The following is a 16,818-nucleotide window of genomic DNA, read 5'->3' as shown; positions in this document are numbered from 1 at the left end:
GTGACATGAATTATCCAAGGTGTTTTTGCTCACCTTGTTGGAGTTGAATCGGGTAAACTGGTGGCAATCAGCTCGTTTAGTAGCTGCCTTAGAAGAAAGTGAAGTAAGCCAAAATGCAACGTCCGAGCAAAGAAGAGATCCGATTATTACCTCCCTACCAGGGACTTAGCCTTGAAAATATAAGCTTGGTCGAAACTGAGCACGATGCTCAGCAGGCCTTAGCAATTTTGTCTGCTCAGGTGAGTGTCGGTTTCGATACAGAAAGCAAACCTATGTTTCGTAAGGGGGAAGTTAGCCCCGGGCCTGTGCTAATACAACTTGCCACTGAGCATCAAGGCTTCCTTTTTTCTCGACGTTTTCCAGCAGCGATGGCCGCGGTGGCGCAGATCTTGGCCAACCCTGACATTCAAAAAATAGGCTTTGGGCTAAAGGACGATAAAAAAGAGCTGCGAAACAAACTGGCGATCGACATAGAAAATACCAAAGATTTGTCGATCACTTTGAAGCATCTAGTCGGTGAAAAAAACAGTATCGGTGCCAGAGCGGGTGTCGCTATGGTGTTGAAAACCCGCCTGAGCAAAGGTGCTCAACGTTCTAACTGGGCCCGTTATCCTTTAAAAAAAGAACAGATACTCTATGCTGCCAACGATGCCCATTGTGCCATTTGTATCGAGTTGGCGTTGCAAAACAGTTAGTGCTCTAGGCGCATTTGGCAATGTATTTGGGCTGAAATAGCGGTGCCACAGGCAAAAAAAAGCCCCGCAAGCGAGGCTATAAAACTAGAGAGTAACGTTACAATTGAAGGCGTAACGTGCCGCCGCTAAGCGGCTATCTGAATCACTACAGATACCTGTAGAGAAAGCAGTCGTGATCCTTAAGGTCTTGTTAATCGACCCATTAGGAAATTTCTAAACGGCACTTTGTTTAAGTGCTTTGTCTTCCAATACTTCTTTTAGGTGTAGCCAGGTTTCGATGACTGTGTCCGGGTTAAGGGACATACTTTCGATACCTTGCTCGACTAACCAATCGGCAAAATCTGCGTGGTCAGAAGGGCCTTGGCCACAAATACCCACGTATTTACCCTTAGCTCGGCACGCTTCAATGGCAAGTTTAAGCAGTTTTTTAACGGCTGGGTTACGCTCGTCAAATTTATCAGCGATCAAGCCAGAATCTCGGTCTAACCCTAGGGTTAACTGGGTCAAATCGTTAGAGCCGATGGAGAAACCATCGAAGTATTCTAAGAAATCTTCAGCCAATAAGGCATTAGATGGCAGTTCGCACATCATGATGACTTTTAAGCCGTTTTCGCCCCTTGCTAAGCCTTGCTCCGCTAGCAGTTCGGTAACCTGCTGAGCCTCTTCTAGGGTGCGCACAAATGGGATCATGATCTGCACATTGGTGAAGCCCATGTCATTACGGACTCGGCGAATGGCTTCACACTCCAGTGCAAAGCAATCGCGGAATGAGTCGTCGATGTAACGAGCAGCACCACGGAAACCGAGCATTGGGTTCTCTTCATCCGGTTCAAACAAAGGCCCACCCACTAGGTTGTGGTACTCGTTTGATTTAAAGTCCGATAAACGCACAATGACGGGCTTATTAGAGAAAGAGCAGGCCAGCGTGGCGACCCCTTCTACTAGCTTGTCCACGTAGAACTCAACTGGACCTTGGTAACCCGCAATACGATGATCGATTTCCTCTTGTAGCTGAGGAGTCATTGTCTCGTAGTTCAGTAGCGCTTTCGGGTGAATACCAATCATACGGTTGATAATGAACTCTAAGCGCGCCAGACCGATACCAGCATTTGGTAGCATAGCGAAGTCAAAAGCACGGTTAGGATTACCCACGTTCATCATGATTTTCACTGGCAGCTCTGGCATATTGCCCACTTCTGAGGTGATCACATCAAACGCCAATTCCCCTTGGTAAACAAAGCCCATGTCACCTTGCGCACAAGACACCGTGACTTTTTGGCCATCCTGCAAGACTTGTGTAGCATCACCACAACCGACGACCGCAGGTATGCCTAACTCACGAGCGATAATCGCCGCGTGGCAAGTACGGCCGCCACGGTTCGTGACAATGGCAGAAGCCCGCTTCATGATAGGTTCCCAATCTGGGTCGGTAATGTCCGTGACCAGAATGTCCCCCGGCTGGATACGATCCATTTCCGTGATAGAAGATAAGACTTTCACCTCACCTGTACCGATTTTGTGACCAATAGCACGACCGGTGATGATGACAGGTGCTGTTTCTTTTAGACTAAAGCGCTCCATGCTTTGTGCGCTGCCTTGGCTGCGGACAGTTTCTGGACGAGCTTGAACTATGTAGATCTTGCCATCGACACCATCTTTGGCCCACTCAATGTCCATTGGACGTTGGTAATGCTCTTCAATGATGCAGGCTTGTCGCGCTAGGTCTTGAATCTCTTCATCCGTTAGAGCAAAGCGATTTTGAGCATCCAGGGTGACGGGTACAATTTTGACAAATTCATCGTCGCTACCAGCTTCGGCGTATTCCATTTTCTGTGCTTTACTGCCCAAGCTTTTGCGTACCACAGCAGGGCGTTCAGCGGCCAATGTTGGCTTATGAACGTAGTACTCGTCTGGGTTGACCGTACCCTGTACGACCATTTCCCCAAGACCGTAAGCCGCCGTGATGAAGACCACTTCGTCAAAACCTGACTCAGTATCAAGGGTGAAGAGTACGCCAGAAGCGCCGATGTCACTGCGTACCATTTTTTGAATGCCAGCAGATAGCGCTACACCTTGGTGCTCAAAGCCTTGGTGTACACGGTAAGAAATAGCCCTATCATTAAAGAGTGAAGCAAATACTCGTTTTATAGAGGCTTTGATGTCTGCAAGCCCAACTACGTTTAAGTAGGTTTCTTGTTGGCCCGCAAATGAAGCGTCTGGTAAATCTTCGGCGGTGGCAGACGAGCGCACGGCAAAAGAGCTGTCTTCGGCATTGTCATCGCATAGGATGACAAATGCAGCTTCAATTTCTTGGTTAAATTCGTCTGAAAAATTGGCTTCTTCAACCCATTGACGGATTTTTATACCCGCTTCAGCAAGGGCATGTACATCGTCCACGTCTAGAGCATCTAGAGTTTGATGGATTTTATCGTCGAGGCCACTTTCAGTTAGGAAGCTTTGATAAGCATAGGAAGTGGTCGCGAAACCATTTGGTACTTGGATACCAAGGTCTGTCAGGTTAGAAATCATTTCTCCTAAAGAGGCGTTTTTACCGCCAACTTCACCGACATCTTCTAAACGAAGATCTTTGAACCACTTTATAAACTTGCTCACTTGAGCCTCCAGATTACGTTAGTTGAATTTTATTTTACTAACATGATTGTTATGTCGCGTTTTGAAAGAGGGTTTGAACCATGGGTTAAATTCCGCCTCTTTCCATGACTCCAGTGACGAACGACTACTTGTCAAAGCACTGGGTCTGGAGTCATTGTATGTAGGAGCGAGCAGGGGAATAAAATCGATTATTCGATGTAGTTTTATTTCAATCGAAAAAATAAATGTCGTTACATAACAACAAAATAAGGAAAATCTCATGAAGGTGTACTTCGTATCTGATGGCACAGCTATCACGGCTGAGGTATTTGGTTCGGCAATGTTGTCGTTTTTTGATGTGGCAGTAGATACCCAAAGTGTGCCTTTTTTAACCACCCAAGATCAGGCATACGGATTAAAAAAGCAGGTTGATTTAGAGGTGGAAAATGGCGTACCTCCCTTGTTGTTTTATACCATTGCAGACATTGCTATCAGAGAGATCATTCAGTCTTGTGATTGCCATTGTTATAATCTGTTTGGTGACTTGCTGTCGCCCATTGAAAAAGCGTTGGGCGTGCCCGCGCAACCCACAGCGCAAAAAGCCCATGGTATGAAAGAAGGTGTCTATGATGGCCGGATAGATGCCATAAACTATGCCTTAGCGAATGATGATGGCGTTTCAATAAAGAACTTTGATCAAGCGGATATTATTCTTTTAGGTGTTTCACGCTCGGGCAAAACCCCAACCAGTTTGTACCTCGCCATGCAGTATGGTATCAAGGCCGCCAACTATCCCATCACAGAGGATGATTTTGCTGCAGTGGGCTTGCCCAGAGTGCTAAAAGAGCACAAGAAGAAGCTTTTTGGTTTAACCATAGATGCCCAGCGGCTGCATGAAATTCGCACAGGACGAATGGCGGCCAGTAAGTACGCTTCGCCAAGACAATGTCGCTATGAAATTGAAGAAGTGGAGTCTTTATATCGTCAAGAACGTATTCCTTTTTTGAACTCTACCAAACTCTCTGTGGAAGAAATTTCCACCAAAGTGATGGCTGAGATGCAATTAGTGCGTCATAGACAGTGAGCCAAAACCCCAAAATATATCGAATTATTCGATATGTTAGCTCAAAGCGCTCATAAAATAGACGATTAGGTGATAAAAAGTTTTTTGATAGGTCAAAATGTCATCAAAAACAGCTAGTTTAATGGTGAAATGATCGATGAAATACCCATTTTGTTGTGGAATTACCAAACTCTGCTTAGGAAGTTTGCAGAATCGATGAACATATTCCGTTACTTAAAGAGTATTAAGGCAGAATGCTCTATAATAGCGGCTAATTGAACTGGTTAGCGACTTGGTTTAAAGAGAAACAGGGCGCTGCAAAGGTTCTAAACAGTAAGGTGTATTAAAGGTTTACAAAATTCTGCCCACAGATGACACCTTATTTTGAGACAGATGCACTCAGTGCATGGCAAATAACGCTACAGTAACGCAGACAAAGTGAACGGCACCTGAGTAAATGTCTCTTTTTAAACCAAGGATAATAAACATTGAGTAATAAAAATATTAACGACCCACATAAACAACGCGAAGCGTCTAAGTACGATAACCCTGTACCCAGCCGTGAATTCATTCTTGAATTCCTCGCGAAGCAAAATAAAGCCTATGGGCATCTAGATTTGTGTGGGGAGTTTGCCCTGCAAGGGGAAGATGAGATTGAAGCACTACGCCGTCGTCTTATCGCCATGTGTCGTGATCACCAGCTAAACAGCAACCGCAATGATGAATACACTCCAGTGCTCGAAAGTGAACTGATTGAAGGTTACATTCAAGGTAATAAAGAAGGTCATGGCTTTCTATTGCGCGCTTCGGACGATGATATCTTTATCTCGGCGCGCCAAATGCAAAATGTTATGGACGGTGACAAAGTTAAAGCCCGCCTATCCGGTCGTAGCGTTAAAGGTCGTTTGGATGGGGTGATCGTTGAAGTACTAGAGCGTAAACACACCCGTTTGGTGGGTCGCTACTACGAAGAAAGCCGCACCGCGTTTGTGACCCCAGAAAACCCTCGTATCGCCCAAGACATTCTGATCACCAAAGACTCTGGCCTGATACCAAAACACGGTCAGTACGTGGTGGTAGAAATTGTTGCCTATGCAGAACGTGGTAAGCCATTCCAAGGTTTGGTAAAACAAATTTTGGGAGACTTTATGGCGCCAGGTCTTGAAATTGACGTGGCCATGCACCGCTTTGAAATCCCCCATGAGTGGCCAAAAGCGATAGGACAGCAAACTCAGCATTTCACGACAGAAGTGGCCGAAGAAGACAAAGCCAATCGTGTGGATTTACGTGATACCCCCTTTGTTACGATCGATGGTGAAGATGCGAGAGACTTTGACGACGCGGTATATTGTGAAAAAACACCGGGTGGCTGGAAGCTGTTTGTCGCCATTGCCGACGTTTCTCATTATGTGAAGAAAGGCACAGCACTGGACGAAGAAGCCATTGTGCGCGGGAATTCTGTGTACTTCCCGGGCCGTGTTATTCCTATGTTGCCAGAAGTACTGTCGAACGGTTTGTGTTCATTGAATCCAGACGTTGATCGTTTGGCCATGGTGGCGGAAATTTCCCTTACCTCTCGCGGTAAAATGCGAGGTTACAAGTTTTATGAAGGCTTAATTCGATCCCATGCGCGTCTAACCTACACCAAGGTTGCGAAAATGATCGCCGAGGAGCCGGAAGAGCAAGGGCTTGAATTGCGTGAACGTTATGCCTCGATTGTCTCTCACATTGATGATTTGAATGGCTTATACCACACCCTTAAAGGTGCTCGTGACGAACGTGGTGCGATGGAGTTTGATACCGTAGAAACTCGCATGGTTTTCGATGAGAATTCAAAAATCGAGCACATAATTCCTGTAGAGAGAAATGATGCGCACAAGCTGATCGAAGAGTGCATGTTGTGTGCGAACGTGGCGACAGCGGAATTACTACTAAAAGCAGATTTGCCAGCGTTGTTCCGTGTCCATGAAGGGCCAAAAGAAGATCGCTTACTTAACCTGCGCACCTATCTTGGCCTACTAGGGCTTGAGTTGGCTGGTGGCCTGAAGCCAACGCCAGACGATTACGCGCAATTGGCAGAGCAAATCAAAGACCGTGCCGATGCGCGAAGCATTCAAACTATGATGCTGCGTTCCATGTCACAAGCGGTTTATCAAGCCGATAACATGGGGCACTTTGGTCTAAATTACCCAGCTTATACCCACTTCACGTCACCAATTCGTCGCTATCCAGACTTGTTGGTACACCGTGCGATTCGTTACTTGATTCGTGGCGAAGGCCGCCCGGTGGTGCGTCAAGCTCATCGTGTGCCGGGTAGTCCTACCCTAAAAGCCAATAAAATCTACGGTTACGACCATGCCGATATGGACGGTTTCGGCGATTCTTGTTCGCAAAGCGAGCGTCGCGCAGATGAAGCCACCCGTGATGTCGAAGCCTGGTTGAAATGTCAGTATGTCGAGCAGCACCTAGGTGAAGCCTTTGATGGGGTGGTAACGGCGGTGACTGGCTTTGGTTTATTTGTGGAACTGCAAGGCTTGTTTGTAGATGGTTTAATCCACATTTCTGGCTTGGGGCAAGATTACTTTGTTCACGATATGGAACATCAAGCCATTATCGGTGAGCGCACAGGCCGTGTTTTCCGTCTTGGCGATACGCTTAAAGTACGTGTTGCCAGCGTGAACCTAGAGCAACGTAAAATTGATTTGAGCCTTGATAACAGCCAGCAACCGCGTCGTCCAAAAGTGGAACGTAGCGATTTAACTGAGTTGGAAATGCAGCTTGCACAATTACCGCCGATTGAGCTGGGTGGGCGTCCTAAGAAGCCTAAAGCTAAAGCCGAAGCGGCTGACGCCAGCAAAGAGAAAGACGCCGCTAAAGATGGCAAAGATACAAAAAGCAAAGCCAAAAAGCGCCGTAGTCCTTCTAAAGGTAAGCGTGTTAGACAGAAAAAAACGGCTCAAGCTGCCGCCAAAGATAGCGCGGCTAAAAAGCCTGCTGCCAAAAAAGCCAAAGCGAAAAAGCCTAAAAAAGCAAAGAAAAACAATGCTAAGCCTCGTTCAGCAGACTAAGTTTCTGGCTGGACGATGCCTTAAATTGTGTTGAATAACACATAAAATAAAGAGTAATAAAGTAGAAATGTCAGATTTAGAATGGATATACGGCATACATGCCGTGGAAAACGCCTTGTCTCAGCAACCTGAGCGTGTCAAAGAAGTGCGTTTTCAAGAAGGCCGCGATGATAAAAAAACTCAACGCCTAGTGCAATTATGTAAAAAGACAAAAGTACGCTACAGCATTGTGCCTCGCCGTGATCTCGACCAGCTGTTTAGCAAAACAAAAGAGCGCGTCGTTCACCAAGGCGTAGTGGCTTATACCACTATGACCAAAGCGGGTGATGAAGGCGAGTTGCATACATATATTGCGGGTTTAGAAGAAAATCCCCTAATTATTATCCTTGATGGTGTAACGGACCCCCATAACCTAGGGGCTTGTTTGCGTAGCGCCGATGCGGCGGGCGCCCATGCAGTGGTCATTCCAAAAGATAAATCGGCACCGCTAAATGCCACCGTGAGTAAAGTTGCCTGCGGTGCGGCAGAAAGTATGCCGGTTTATGCGGTAACAAACCTTGCGCGCACCATGAAAAAACTGCAAGACCAAGGGGTGTGGATTTTTGGTACGGCAGGTGAAGCCACGCAAACCGTTTATGAACAAGACTTTACTATCCCTACTGCCATTGTTATGGGAGCAGAAGGGGAAGGCATGCGCCGCTTAACTCGAGAACAGTGTGACTATCTTGTTAAGCTACCAATGGCGGGTGTGGTATCAAGCTTGAATGTCTCGGTGGCGACAGGGGTGTGCTTATACGAAGTGGTACGCCAACGAGCAGCAAAGGCTTAAAGGATCTGTGACTGTGTTTGAACAATTTGATATTTCGTCACTTAGTGAAGATTTCGTCACCGGGTTACGCCACAAAATCGACACGAAAACTAAGCCTTTAGGGGCACTAGGTGAACTAGAATCGATCGCCCTGAAATTGGGCCAGATACAGCAGAGCTTAACCCCGAAGGTCGATAATGCCAAAATGTTGGTATTTGCGGCAGATCATGGTGTGGTCGCTCAAGGTATTAGTGCGTTCCCGCAAGAAGTGACGCCGCAAATGGTGGTCAATTTTTTACAAGGTGGCGCTGCAGTTAGTGTGTTTTGTCAGCAGCATCAAGTGCCATTACGCATTGTGGATGTAGGTGTTAAAGCGGACTTAGCGGACCATCCTTTATTAGCGCAGCGAAAAGTTGCTTATGGGACGCAAGATATTAGCCTCCAAGCGGCCATGAATGACCAAGCGTTAGCGGCTGCGATTGCGGCGGGTGTGGCTGAAGTGGATTTAGCCCTGCAAGAAGGTGTCACCTTACTTATGTTTGGCGAGATGGGCATAGGTAATACAGGTGTTTCTTCTTGTATGCTGAGTGCCATGACTGGCGCCAGCAGTGAAACAACTGCTGGACGTGGTACGGGGCTTGATGATGCAGGTGTGTCTCATAAAGCTAAGGTGATCGCCAAGGCGCTTGCCCGTGCAGAACAAGAGACGGGTCAAGCTTCAAGTTCTTGGTCTGCAACAACCTTGGCTAAGCAGCTTGGTGGTTTTGAAATTGTTGCGATGGCCAGTGCCATGCTACAAGCTGCTCAGCACAAAACAGCGTTTGTAGTGGATGGCTTTATTTGTTCAGTAGCCTTGATGTTAGCGCAAAAAGTGTCTGCGAATGTGCTGGATTACGCTATTTTTGCTCACCAATCCAATGAACAGGCCCACCAGCAAGTGTTGGCGCAATTAGGCGCTGAGCCCATTTTGTCCCTAGATTTACGCCTTGGTGAAGGCTCCGGTGCAATATTGGCTTACCCATTAATCAAGAGTGCTTGTGTGTTTTTGAATAACATGGCGAGTTTTGAGCATGCAGGCGTTAGCGAAGGCGAATAGTGGTGAAACATTATAAAGAGTTGGCGCAACCACACTGGCAAGGCTTTAAACGTAGCCTTTCAACCTATACCCGACTGCCCATTAAAGTAGATTGGCAACAAGAGGTGAAGCATACCTCCCCTGTGGCTTTCCTGCCTTGGGTGGGGTTGATTGTTGCGTTATTGAGCGCCTGGCCGTTATGGTTTGACTGGTCTACTTCCTTGCAAGCGTTACTAATGTTACTCACTGCTGTGCTGTTGACGGGCGGCTTCCATGAAGACGGTTTAATGGACGCTTGCGATGGTCTTGTGGGAGGCTGGGAGCCAGAGCAAAGGCTTAAAATAATGAAAGACTCTCGGATTGGCAGTTATGCGGCCTTATCTGTGTGGTTTTCCTTGAGTTTAAAATGGCTGCTGCTCAGTGAGCTATTAAGTGTCATTAACCATTCCTTTCTTGGTCTAATACTGGCGTTATGCGCTTGGTGTGCGGTGCATATTATCGCCCGTTTTACTCCCTTAGTGATAATGAACAGTCTTGATTATGTCAGTGCAGGCCAAAGCAAGGCGAGAAGCATGGTAGCGCAACTTAGTCTCATCGAATGGGGAGTTGCCTTAGTGCCTGTTGCTCTGATGTGGCTGTTGGCGTTTGATGGTAGTGATCTTATCAACATCCTCTTAATCGTGACCTTGTATCTTGCTGCTTTGCGCTTTTATTTGCAGAAAAAAATCGCCGGTTACAATGGCGATACCTTAGGGGCCTGTGAGCAGTTCGCTGAGGTATTAATTCTGTTCTGCCTGTTTGTTTCCTACACGTGAAGCTGTTCCTAATTCGACATCCTAAGCCTGAGGTAACAAAAGGCTTATGCTATGGGCAACTAGATGTGCCCTTGATAGCTGATTGGCAGCAATCAGCGGAGCCTCTTAAACAAAAGCTTATTCAGTATATTTCATCCTCTACCAAGACTTCTCTGGCTAGGTGCGCCTATTACCATAGCCCGCTAAGCCGTGCGGCCTTGTTAGCGGATTATCTAAGTGATGGCCGCTCTCATAGCGTGAGTGCGTTAAAAGAATTGGATTTTGGCAAATGGGAGGGTCGCTGTTGGGAAGAGATTCCGAAAACAGAGATTGACCTATGGATGCAAGACTTAGTATTAACTGCGCCCTATGAAGGAGAGTCTCTGCAAGACCTTGCTGAACGCTTATGGCAGTGGTGGTCTCAATTGGCTCATGATGAACTTGATGCTTGTGTGCTGGTGGTTCATGCGGGTGTGATTAAGGTATTGGTGAGCTTGCTTTGCCAATGGCCATTAGCTCAATGTCATCGCATTGATGTTGGCTTTTGCAGTGTCACAGAACTGCAAATAATAGGTGATTTTATTCAGTTAAAGCGCCTTGGGGCAGGGGACTGGGTACTTTAACCTCTTAATTTTATTGGGCTTATCAGATAAGCCTTGAGTGTTCTTGGTGAGAAAAATCAAATGCTACTTTATATTCTGGGCATGATCGGCATTGCCGCCTTTGCCATTACCGGTGTTATTTCCTCTGGTAAAAAAGACATGGATCTATTTTCCTTGTTATTTTTAGGTATGGTTACCTCACTAGGAGGGGGCACGATACGCGATGTGATTTTGTCGGTGGAAACCGTGTATTGGGTAAAAGATACTTCTTATCTTTGGGTGGCGTGTTTATCGTCGGCCTTTGCTTTCTTTACCGTGCGTATCATTGAAAATCGTCAAACCCTGTTCCATTATGCGGATTCTTTTGGGCTGGCACTTTTTACTGTCGTGGCGACCGAAAAAGTATTGCTACTGGGCTTTTCCCCTTCAATCGCCATTACCATGGGCATCATCACTGGGGTAGCAGGGGGTATTATTCGCGATGTATTAAGCCATAGACCACCCCTTGTGTTGGGCAAAGAATTTTATGCCACGCCGGCGTTTTTGGGGGCAGCCTTGGTGGTGCTACTAGAAAAAAACATACCTTCACATGAATTTAACTCGATTTACGCGGTAGCTTTAGTCTTTATACTAAGGGTGTTCGCAATACATAAAGGCTTGTATTACCCAAGCTGGCTACTCTACAAAAAGAGGTGATCGATGAGTGATTCAAGTAATACCTCTGCTCAAAAAGCAGAACAAGCAGCGAAAAATGAAGCCCGGTTATTAAAAAAGAAAGCGGTTGTTGATCAGCGTATCGCAGCGGCTACGGAGGAGCGTGGGGTCACGATTCTTCTTACGGGCACAGGTAAAGGTAAAAGCTCCAGCGCGTTCGGCACTATGGCCAGAGCTTTAGGGCACGGCCAATCTTGCGCGGTTATTCAGTTTATTAAAGGTCGTAAGGCCACGGGCGAGCAGCTGTTTTTTGGCGAACATCCTAAAGTCGAGTTCCATGTAATGGGACACGGTTTTACTTGGGAAACTCGTGATCCTGTGCTTGAGCAGAAAGCCGCAGAACAGGCTTGGGAACTGGCTAAAAAAGTGCTGGCTAACCCTGATATTGATTTCGTATTACTAGATGAAATCACCTACATGTACAAATATGGTTATTTGAACGAAGCTGATCTCGTTGCGGCCTTGGCAAGCCGTCCAGCCCACCAAAACGTCATGATGACAGGTCGTACGGCACCAAGAGTACTGCTGGACAGTGTGGATACTCATAGTAAGGTAAATAATGAGCGTCACGCCTTTGCTAACGGTGTAAAAGCTCAAGCCGGTATTGAATGGTAGTACGGGTTGCAAGCTATAACACGGCTCTAAGCCGTGATAAGGCTGGCGAGCTCAAGCAAGCCATTATCAGTGGTTCAGACAAGCAGGTACTGGCCACCGAGCGCCTACTTGATCACATCAATGCAGATATTTTATTGTTAAATGAAGTGGACTTTGATGCCATAGAGCCACTGGTTGAGCGTCTTGCTCTGCAACAAAATTATCGTTATGCCTTCTACTTACCTGTAAACACTGGGCAAGCGTCAGGACGGGATTTTGACAAAGATGGCGTGTTTTCTGATGTAGGGGCTGATGCCCTAGGTTTCGGACAATTTCTCGGTCAATATGGCATGCTGCTACTGTCCCGCTTTGCCATTGACCATAAAGCTTCCCGAAGTTTCCAACATTTCCTATGGCGAGACATGCCCTCGGCAAAAATGCCCCAGCATCCAGATGGCGGGGCTTGGTTTGATGAACAAGACCTTGATGTTTTGCCCTTATCGTCAAAATCCCATTGGGATGTGGTGATTGAAATAGGGAAGCGCAAGTTACACTGCTTGTGTTCTCATCCAACTCCTCCCGTTTTTGATGGCGCAGAGCGACGTAATGCTTGTCGAAATCATGATGAAATACGCTTTTGGTCGGATTACTTATCCGCGAAAAACTATTTTTACGACGATCAAGGACGACAAGGAGGCTTCTCGGGCGAAGACTTTATATTACTGGGGGATTTAAACGCTTCCTCAAAAGAAGGTGACGCTTACAAGGAAGCCATCGAACAGTTACTAAAGCACCCTAAAATGGGTCGATACCCTTTCCCAACGAGTGTCGGTGGTAAACAACATTCTCCTAGAGCCAATAATAGTCCTTATCACACCGCAGTGTGGCGCATGCAAGCAGATTACGTGCGTTTAAGTAAGGACTTGAAACTCATCAATCAAGGGGTATTTTGGCCCGCATCACAAGACCCATTAGTGCAGCTACTCAAGCATACTTCCGATCATAGATTGGTATTTGCTGATCTTTCTCATATTTAAGTGTTACATTATTGATAAGTAAACCGAAAAAATAGGACACTATGAAGCGTTATCCATCGACTACCGCATTGCGAGCATTTGAAGCCATTGCTCGACTTGGCAGTGTCTCGGCTGCAGCTCAAGAATTAAGCCTTACACGTAGTGCAGTGAGTCACCAGTTGAACTTATTAGAGGATTTACTGGGATTCCAACTGACACAAAAAGATGGCAGAGGTCTGACTCTTACTTATCAAGGCAAACACTATGCCGATGAAGCAAAGAAAGCTTTAACGATTTTACTGGAAGCGTCGAGGGCTAATGATGGCGAGGAGGTAACGGGAGAATTGATGGTTAGCTGTGCCCCTGGGCTTGCTAACTACTGGCTGTGTCATAAGCTTTCTGCTTTCACTCAAAAGTACCCTAAAGTTTCGCTGCATATCGTCTCACCAAGCTTTCCTGGAGACATCTCCAACGATGATGTGGATTTGTTTATTACCTATGGCAATGGTAATTGGCCCGAAAAGTACGTTAAACAACTGATGACCATTCGCTTGTTTCCTGTCTGTAGCCCGCATTTTTTTCATCAACAAGGCGGTTTTGGCCACCCTTCAAACCTTGTAAAAATGCCCTTACTGCATCTTATGGGACAAACAGATTGGCGAGTATGGTTGGCAGCAAATGGGGTGAGTAATATTCAGCTGGAGGGAGGTGTGGTTTTCTCCGATGCCAACTTTGTTCAGTCGGCCGCCATTGCCGGTCAAGGTATTGCCATTGGCGACAATATGGTCAGTGGCGATGCGCTTGCAAAGGGGTTGCTAATACGGCCTTTTGAGAAAAGTATAGAATCCCCCAGAGCTTATTATCTGGTTACCTCCCCAGAAAAAATCGAAAGGAAAGAAGTTTTTTCCTTTGTTGAGTGGTTAGAAAGCCTTCTATCCGACGCTCAATCCCGCTATGACAAGCAATAAAACCTAGGCTTTTATCGAGCACTATATGTGTGCTCATAAGTGTTTTATTCGCACCATATTAAATCTCACATGTCCTTTTAGATGACAAAAAAGGCCCTTTAAACGGCTCAAATGTCGATTAATTGGCCTTTGCCCGATATCTGTAATTTCCAAGCCTTAACGTCAAAAGCCCTGTCTTTGTGCATTTATATAGTGCAAATAATTTGCATAGTTAAATATTTCTTATCTATGTTCTTGTTTGGCGTGCTTATTGTCAAATTTTATTGAACAATTTTGTCAATATTATTCGATTGTTATTGATTTTTTTATGATCAAGAATCGAATTAAGGCAATGAATGGATGTGCATCACATTTTTCTCACGGCCTATCAATTTAGCTTACAAGAGATTAGAGGCAGTTGTATGAGTGTTGAAGCAGGAACCGATTTTGTAACCGATATATACCCTAATTTGTCCGAAGAGGAACGAGTGCGGGTTGATTTGGCGGCGGCATATCATTTGATTGAACATTTTCAAATGAGCGACAGTATTTATACCCATATCTCAGCCCGCGTTCCTGGTGATAAAGAGTATTTTTTAATTAACCCTTATGGGACTCGATTCAGTGAAGTGAAAGCCAGTCAATTGGTCACCATTGATCTTGACGGCAATATTATAAATGACCCATGCAACATGGGGGCAAACCCTGCTGGTTTCACCATACACTCCGCCATTCATGAAGCGCGCCCAGATTTGAAGTGTGCTCTACATACTCACACGGTTGCAGGGGTGGGGATAGCGTCAACCCAAACTGGAATCTTGCCTATTAATCAGTGGGCCCTGCAGTTTTATTACGGCGTATCGCGCCATGCGTATGAAGGTATCGCGTTGAATCTAGAAGAAAGAGAGCGATTAGTAAACGACCTTGGTGCTGAAAATAAGGTGATGATTCTAGACAACCATGGACTGATGACCATGGGCGAAAATGTCGGAGAAGCCTTCACTTTAATGTTCAATTTGGAGCGCGTTTGTAAGGTACAGATGTCTGTTTTGGCCAGTGGCCAGCCTGTGAATCAAATAGATTCATCGGTCTGTGATATGACGTATTACCAATACAAGCAATTTGCCGAAATAAGCATGAAAGACGGCTTTCATGTGGAATGGTTGGCGTACCTGAGATTATTAGAAAGGGTGTCGCCTTCTTATAAAGAGTAATGATGTCGATAGTGGAACTGGCAGTTTGCCAACTTAAATTTAAATATTTTGAACTTAGGAGAGAAATATGAAAAAGCTAATGATGGGGGCGGTAATCGCTTGCTTACCTTTCACTGCAAATGTTTATGCCCAAGCGCAAGACGGAGGAACAATCAATGTGGTTGTGCAGCCTGAGCCACCAAGCTTAATGATTGGTATGTACTCTAATGCTACCACTCAACAAGTTGGCGGAAACATCTTTGAAGGCTTGATGCGTTACGACAAAGACTTGGTGCCTCACCCACTGTTGGCCACTTCTTGGGAAAATTCCGCAGATGGTAAAACATGGACATTCCACTTGAAGGAAGGCGTTGTTTGGCATGATGGCAAGCCATTTACATCAGCAGATGTCGTTTTCTCTATCGATAAATTATTGCGTGAAACGAATGCTCGGCTACGTACGTCATTAGAATTTGTAGAGAGCATCACAGCGCCAGATGACTACACGGTTGTGTTTCAGTTAAAACAACCGTTCGGCCCTTTCATTCGACTATTTGAAGTGGGCACAACGCCAATGTTGCCTAAGCATATTTACGAAGGTACGGATTACAAACTCAACCCAGCAAATCACCATCCTATTGGTACAGGGCCTTTTGTCTTCAAAGAATGGCAAAAAGGTTCGTTCATCCACCTAGCTAAAAATGAGAATTACCACGTACAAGGCTTGCCTCATATTGAAGAGCTTTATTGGCATGTTATTCCAGATGCGGCTTCAAGGTCGGTTGCTTTTGAAACCGGGAAAATAGATGTCTTGCCTGGAGGTTCAGTCGAAAACTTTGACGTACCACGTTTGAGTGAGCTGGATAATGTTTGTGTCACGACCGATGGGTGGGAGTTCTTTTCACCACATGCTTGGTTATGGTTAAACAACCGTCAAGGACCTACAGCGGATAAGCGTTTCCGCCAGGCTGTTATGTACGCCATGGATCGAGAGTTTGCCAAGTCTGTGCTTTGGAACGATTACGGGAAAATTGCGAAAGGCCCTGTTGGTTCAAAAACCACGTTCTTTGATGAAAGCATCCCTGACTATGAATACAACCCGAAGAAAGCAAAAGCCTTACTTGAAGACATGGGGTATGACGGCTCGCCTGTTCGACTAATGGCTATGCCATATGGTGAAACTTGGCAGCGTTGGACAGAAGTCATTAAACAAAATCTAGAAGATGTTGGCATTAAAACTAAGATTGTTTCGACCGATGTGGCTGGGTGGAACCAGAAAATTGCTGACTGGGACTACGATATTTCCTTCACTTACCTGTATCAATACGGTGACCCTGCATTAGGCGTATCACGTACCTACCTGTCTAGTAATATTGCCAAAGGTTCTCCTTGGAATAACGCTGAAGGGTATGTAAATAAACAGATTGATCAGTGGTTTAACGAAGCCGCAGTGGCTTTTCCTGACACCAAACGTGAAGAGCTGTACAGCAAAATTCAGCATCAAATAGTGGAAGATGTACCAGTTGCTTGGCTAATGGAATTGGAATTCCCAACAATCTATAACTGTAAAGTACAAAACCTTGTTGACTCTGCCATCGGTATCAATGATGCCTTCGGTACCGCTTGGATTAAACAGTAATCTAATGGGAGCAAGCCT

General features: G+C 45.8%; 14 protein-coding genes. 13 read left to right on the top strand and 1 reads right to left on the bottom strand.

Annotation, left to right across the window (positions count from 1 at the left end; translation table 11 throughout):
- Window positions 1-113 precede the first annotated feature (113 nt).
- Window positions 114-695, top strand: coding sequence for a 3'-5' exonuclease (locus ABJF92_RS09230; protein WP_446815499.1), 582 nt, complete (start codon window positions 114-116; stop codon window positions 693-695).
- A 213-nt stretch (window positions 696-908) separates the two neighbouring features.
- Here the strand turns inward: ABJF92_RS09230 and ppsA are convergent, their stop codons facing one another.
- Window positions 909-3,308 carry a phosphoenolpyruvate synthase gene (gene ppsA / locus ABJF92_RS09225; protein ID WP_446815498.1) on the bottom strand — a complete coding sequence of 800 codons (2,400 nt, stop codon included), beginning with the start codon at window positions 3,306-3,308 and terminating at the stop codon, window positions 909-911.
- Window positions 3,309-3,567: 259 nt separating this feature from the next.
- Here ppsA and ABJF92_RS09220 point away from each other — a divergent pair, with 259 nt between their 5' ends.
- The 12 genes from ABJF92_RS09220 (at window position 3,568) to ABJF92_RS09165 (ending at window position 16,800) form a co-directional block, all read left to right on the top strand.
- The gene (locus tag ABJF92_RS09220; RefSeq protein ID WP_446815497.1) at window positions 3,568-4,371 is read left to right on the top strand and encodes a pyruvate, water dikinase regulatory protein; all 804 of its coding nucleotides are present in this window, start codon (window positions 3,568-3,570) and stop codon (window positions 4,369-4,371) included.
- Between the two features lie 467 nt (window positions 4,372-4,838).
- On the top strand, window positions 4,839-7,418 hold the full coding sequence (gene rnr / locus ABJF92_RS09215) for a ribonuclease R (RefSeq protein WP_446815496.1): 2,580 nt from the start codon (window positions 4,839-4,841) through the stop codon (window positions 7,416-7,418).
- Window positions 7,419-7,485: 67 nt separating this feature from the next.
- Window positions 7,486-8,247, top strand: a complete 762-nt coding sequence (gene rlmB, locus ABJF92_RS09210; RefSeq protein WP_446815495.1) for a 23S rRNA (guanosine(2251)-2'-O)-methyltransferase RlmB — start codon at window positions 7,486-7,488, stop codon at window positions 8,245-8,247.
- Window positions 8,248-8,260: 13 nt separating this feature from the next.
- A complete protein-coding gene (gene cobT, locus ABJF92_RS09205; RefSeq protein WP_446815494.1) occupies window positions 8,261-9,322 on the top strand; it encodes a nicotinate-nucleotide--dimethylbenzimidazole phosphoribosyltransferase in 1,062 nt (353 codons plus the stop codon).
- Window positions 9,323-9,324: 2 nt separating this feature from the next.
- Window positions 9,325-10,116, top strand: a complete 792-nt coding sequence (locus ABJF92_RS09200) for an adenosylcobinamide-GDP ribazoletransferase (RefSeq protein WP_446815493.1) — start codon at window positions 9,325-9,327, stop codon at window positions 10,114-10,116.
- The gene (locus ABJF92_RS09195; RefSeq protein ID WP_446815492.1) at window positions 10,113-10,718 is read left to right on the top strand and encodes a histidine phosphatase family protein; all 606 of its coding nucleotides are present in this window, start codon (window positions 10,113-10,115) and stop codon (window positions 10,716-10,718) included. The genes ABJF92_RS09200 and ABJF92_RS09195 overlap by 4 nt, the downstream gene beginning before the upstream one ends.
- Before the next feature lie 60 nt (window positions 10,719-10,778).
- Window positions 10,779-11,393: a trimeric intracellular cation channel family protein gene (locus tag ABJF92_RS09190; protein WP_446815491.1), complete on the top strand. Its 615-nt coding sequence runs from the start codon at window positions 10,779-10,781 to the stop codon at window positions 11,391-11,393.
- Window positions 11,394-11,396: 3 nt separating this feature from the next.
- Complete coding sequence (gene cobO, locus ABJF92_RS09185) at window positions 11,397-12,026, top strand: cob(I)yrinic acid a,c-diamide adenosyltransferase (protein ID WP_446815490.1); 630 nt, start codon at window positions 11,397-11,399, stop codon at window positions 12,024-12,026.
- The gene (locus ABJF92_RS09180) at window positions 12,020-13,042 is read left to right on the top strand and encodes an endonuclease/exonuclease/phosphatase family protein (RefSeq protein WP_446815489.1); all 1,023 of its coding nucleotides are present in this window, start codon (window positions 12,020-12,022) and stop codon (window positions 13,040-13,042) included. Before cobO ends, ABJF92_RS09180 begins: the two co-directional genes overlap by 7 nt.
- 41 nt (window positions 13,043-13,083) lie before the next feature.
- Window positions 13,084-13,989 carry a LysR substrate-binding domain-containing protein gene (locus tag ABJF92_RS09175; RefSeq protein WP_446815488.1) on the top strand — a complete coding sequence of 302 codons (906 nt, stop codon included), beginning with the start codon at window positions 13,084-13,086 and terminating at the stop codon, window positions 13,987-13,989.
- 401 nt (window positions 13,990-14,390) lie between these two features.
- Complete coding sequence (locus ABJF92_RS09170) at window positions 14,391-15,182, top strand: class II aldolase/adducin family protein (protein WP_446815487.1); 792 nt, start codon at window positions 14,391-14,393, stop codon at window positions 15,180-15,182.
- Window positions 15,183-15,249: 67 nt separating this feature from the next.
- Complete coding sequence (locus tag ABJF92_RS09165) at window positions 15,250-16,800, top strand: ABC transporter substrate-binding protein (protein ID WP_446815486.1); 1,551 nt, start codon at window positions 15,250-15,252, stop codon at window positions 16,798-16,800.
- The last annotated feature ends 18 nt before the right edge of the window (window positions 16,801-16,818 follow it).

The sequence above is a fragment of the Marinomonas sp. genome, from assembly GCF_039940335.1.
GTDB lineage: Bacteria > Pseudomonadota > Gammaproteobacteria > Pseudomonadales > Marinomonadaceae > Marinomonas.
Note: the sequence above shows the minus strand (reverse complement) of the source record. Positions and strands in the feature narration are given on the sequence as shown.

Bases quoted from the DNA above. Each gene is read 5' to 3' on its own strand.
- ABJF92_RS09230 (WP_446815499.1), top strand. From the start codon at position 114: ATGCAACGTCCGAGCAAAGAAGAGATCCGATTATTACCTCCCTACCAG.
- ABJF92_RS09220 (WP_446815497.1), top strand. From the start codon at position 3,568: ATGAAGGTGTACTTCGTATCTGATGGCACAGCTATCACGGCTGAGGTA.
- rlmB (WP_446815495.1), top strand. From the start codon at position 7,486: ATGTCAGATTTAGAATGGATATACGGCATACATGCCGTGGAAAACGCC.
- ABJF92_RS09190 (WP_446815491.1), top strand. From the start codon at position 10,779: ATGCTACTTTATATTCTGGGCATGATCGGCATTGCCGCCTTTGCCATT.
- cobO (WP_446815490.1), top strand. From the start codon at position 11,397: ATGAGTGATTCAAGTAATACCTCTGCTCAAAAAGCAGAACAAGCAGCG.
- ABJF92_RS09180 (WP_446815489.1), top strand. From the start codon at position 12,020: ATGGTAGTACGGGTTGCAAGCTATAACACGGCTCTAAGCCGTGATAAG.
- ABJF92_RS09175 (WP_446815488.1), top strand. From the start codon at position 13,084: ATGAAGCGTTATCCATCGACTACCGCATTGCGAGCATTTGAAGCCATT.
- ABJF92_RS09170 (WP_446815487.1), top strand. From the start codon at position 14,391: ATGAGTGTTGAAGCAGGAACCGATTTTGTAACCGATATATACCCTAAT.
- ABJF92_RS09165 (WP_446815486.1), top strand. From the start codon at position 15,250: ATGAAAAAGCTAATGATGGGGGCGGTAATCGCTTGCTTACCTTTCACT.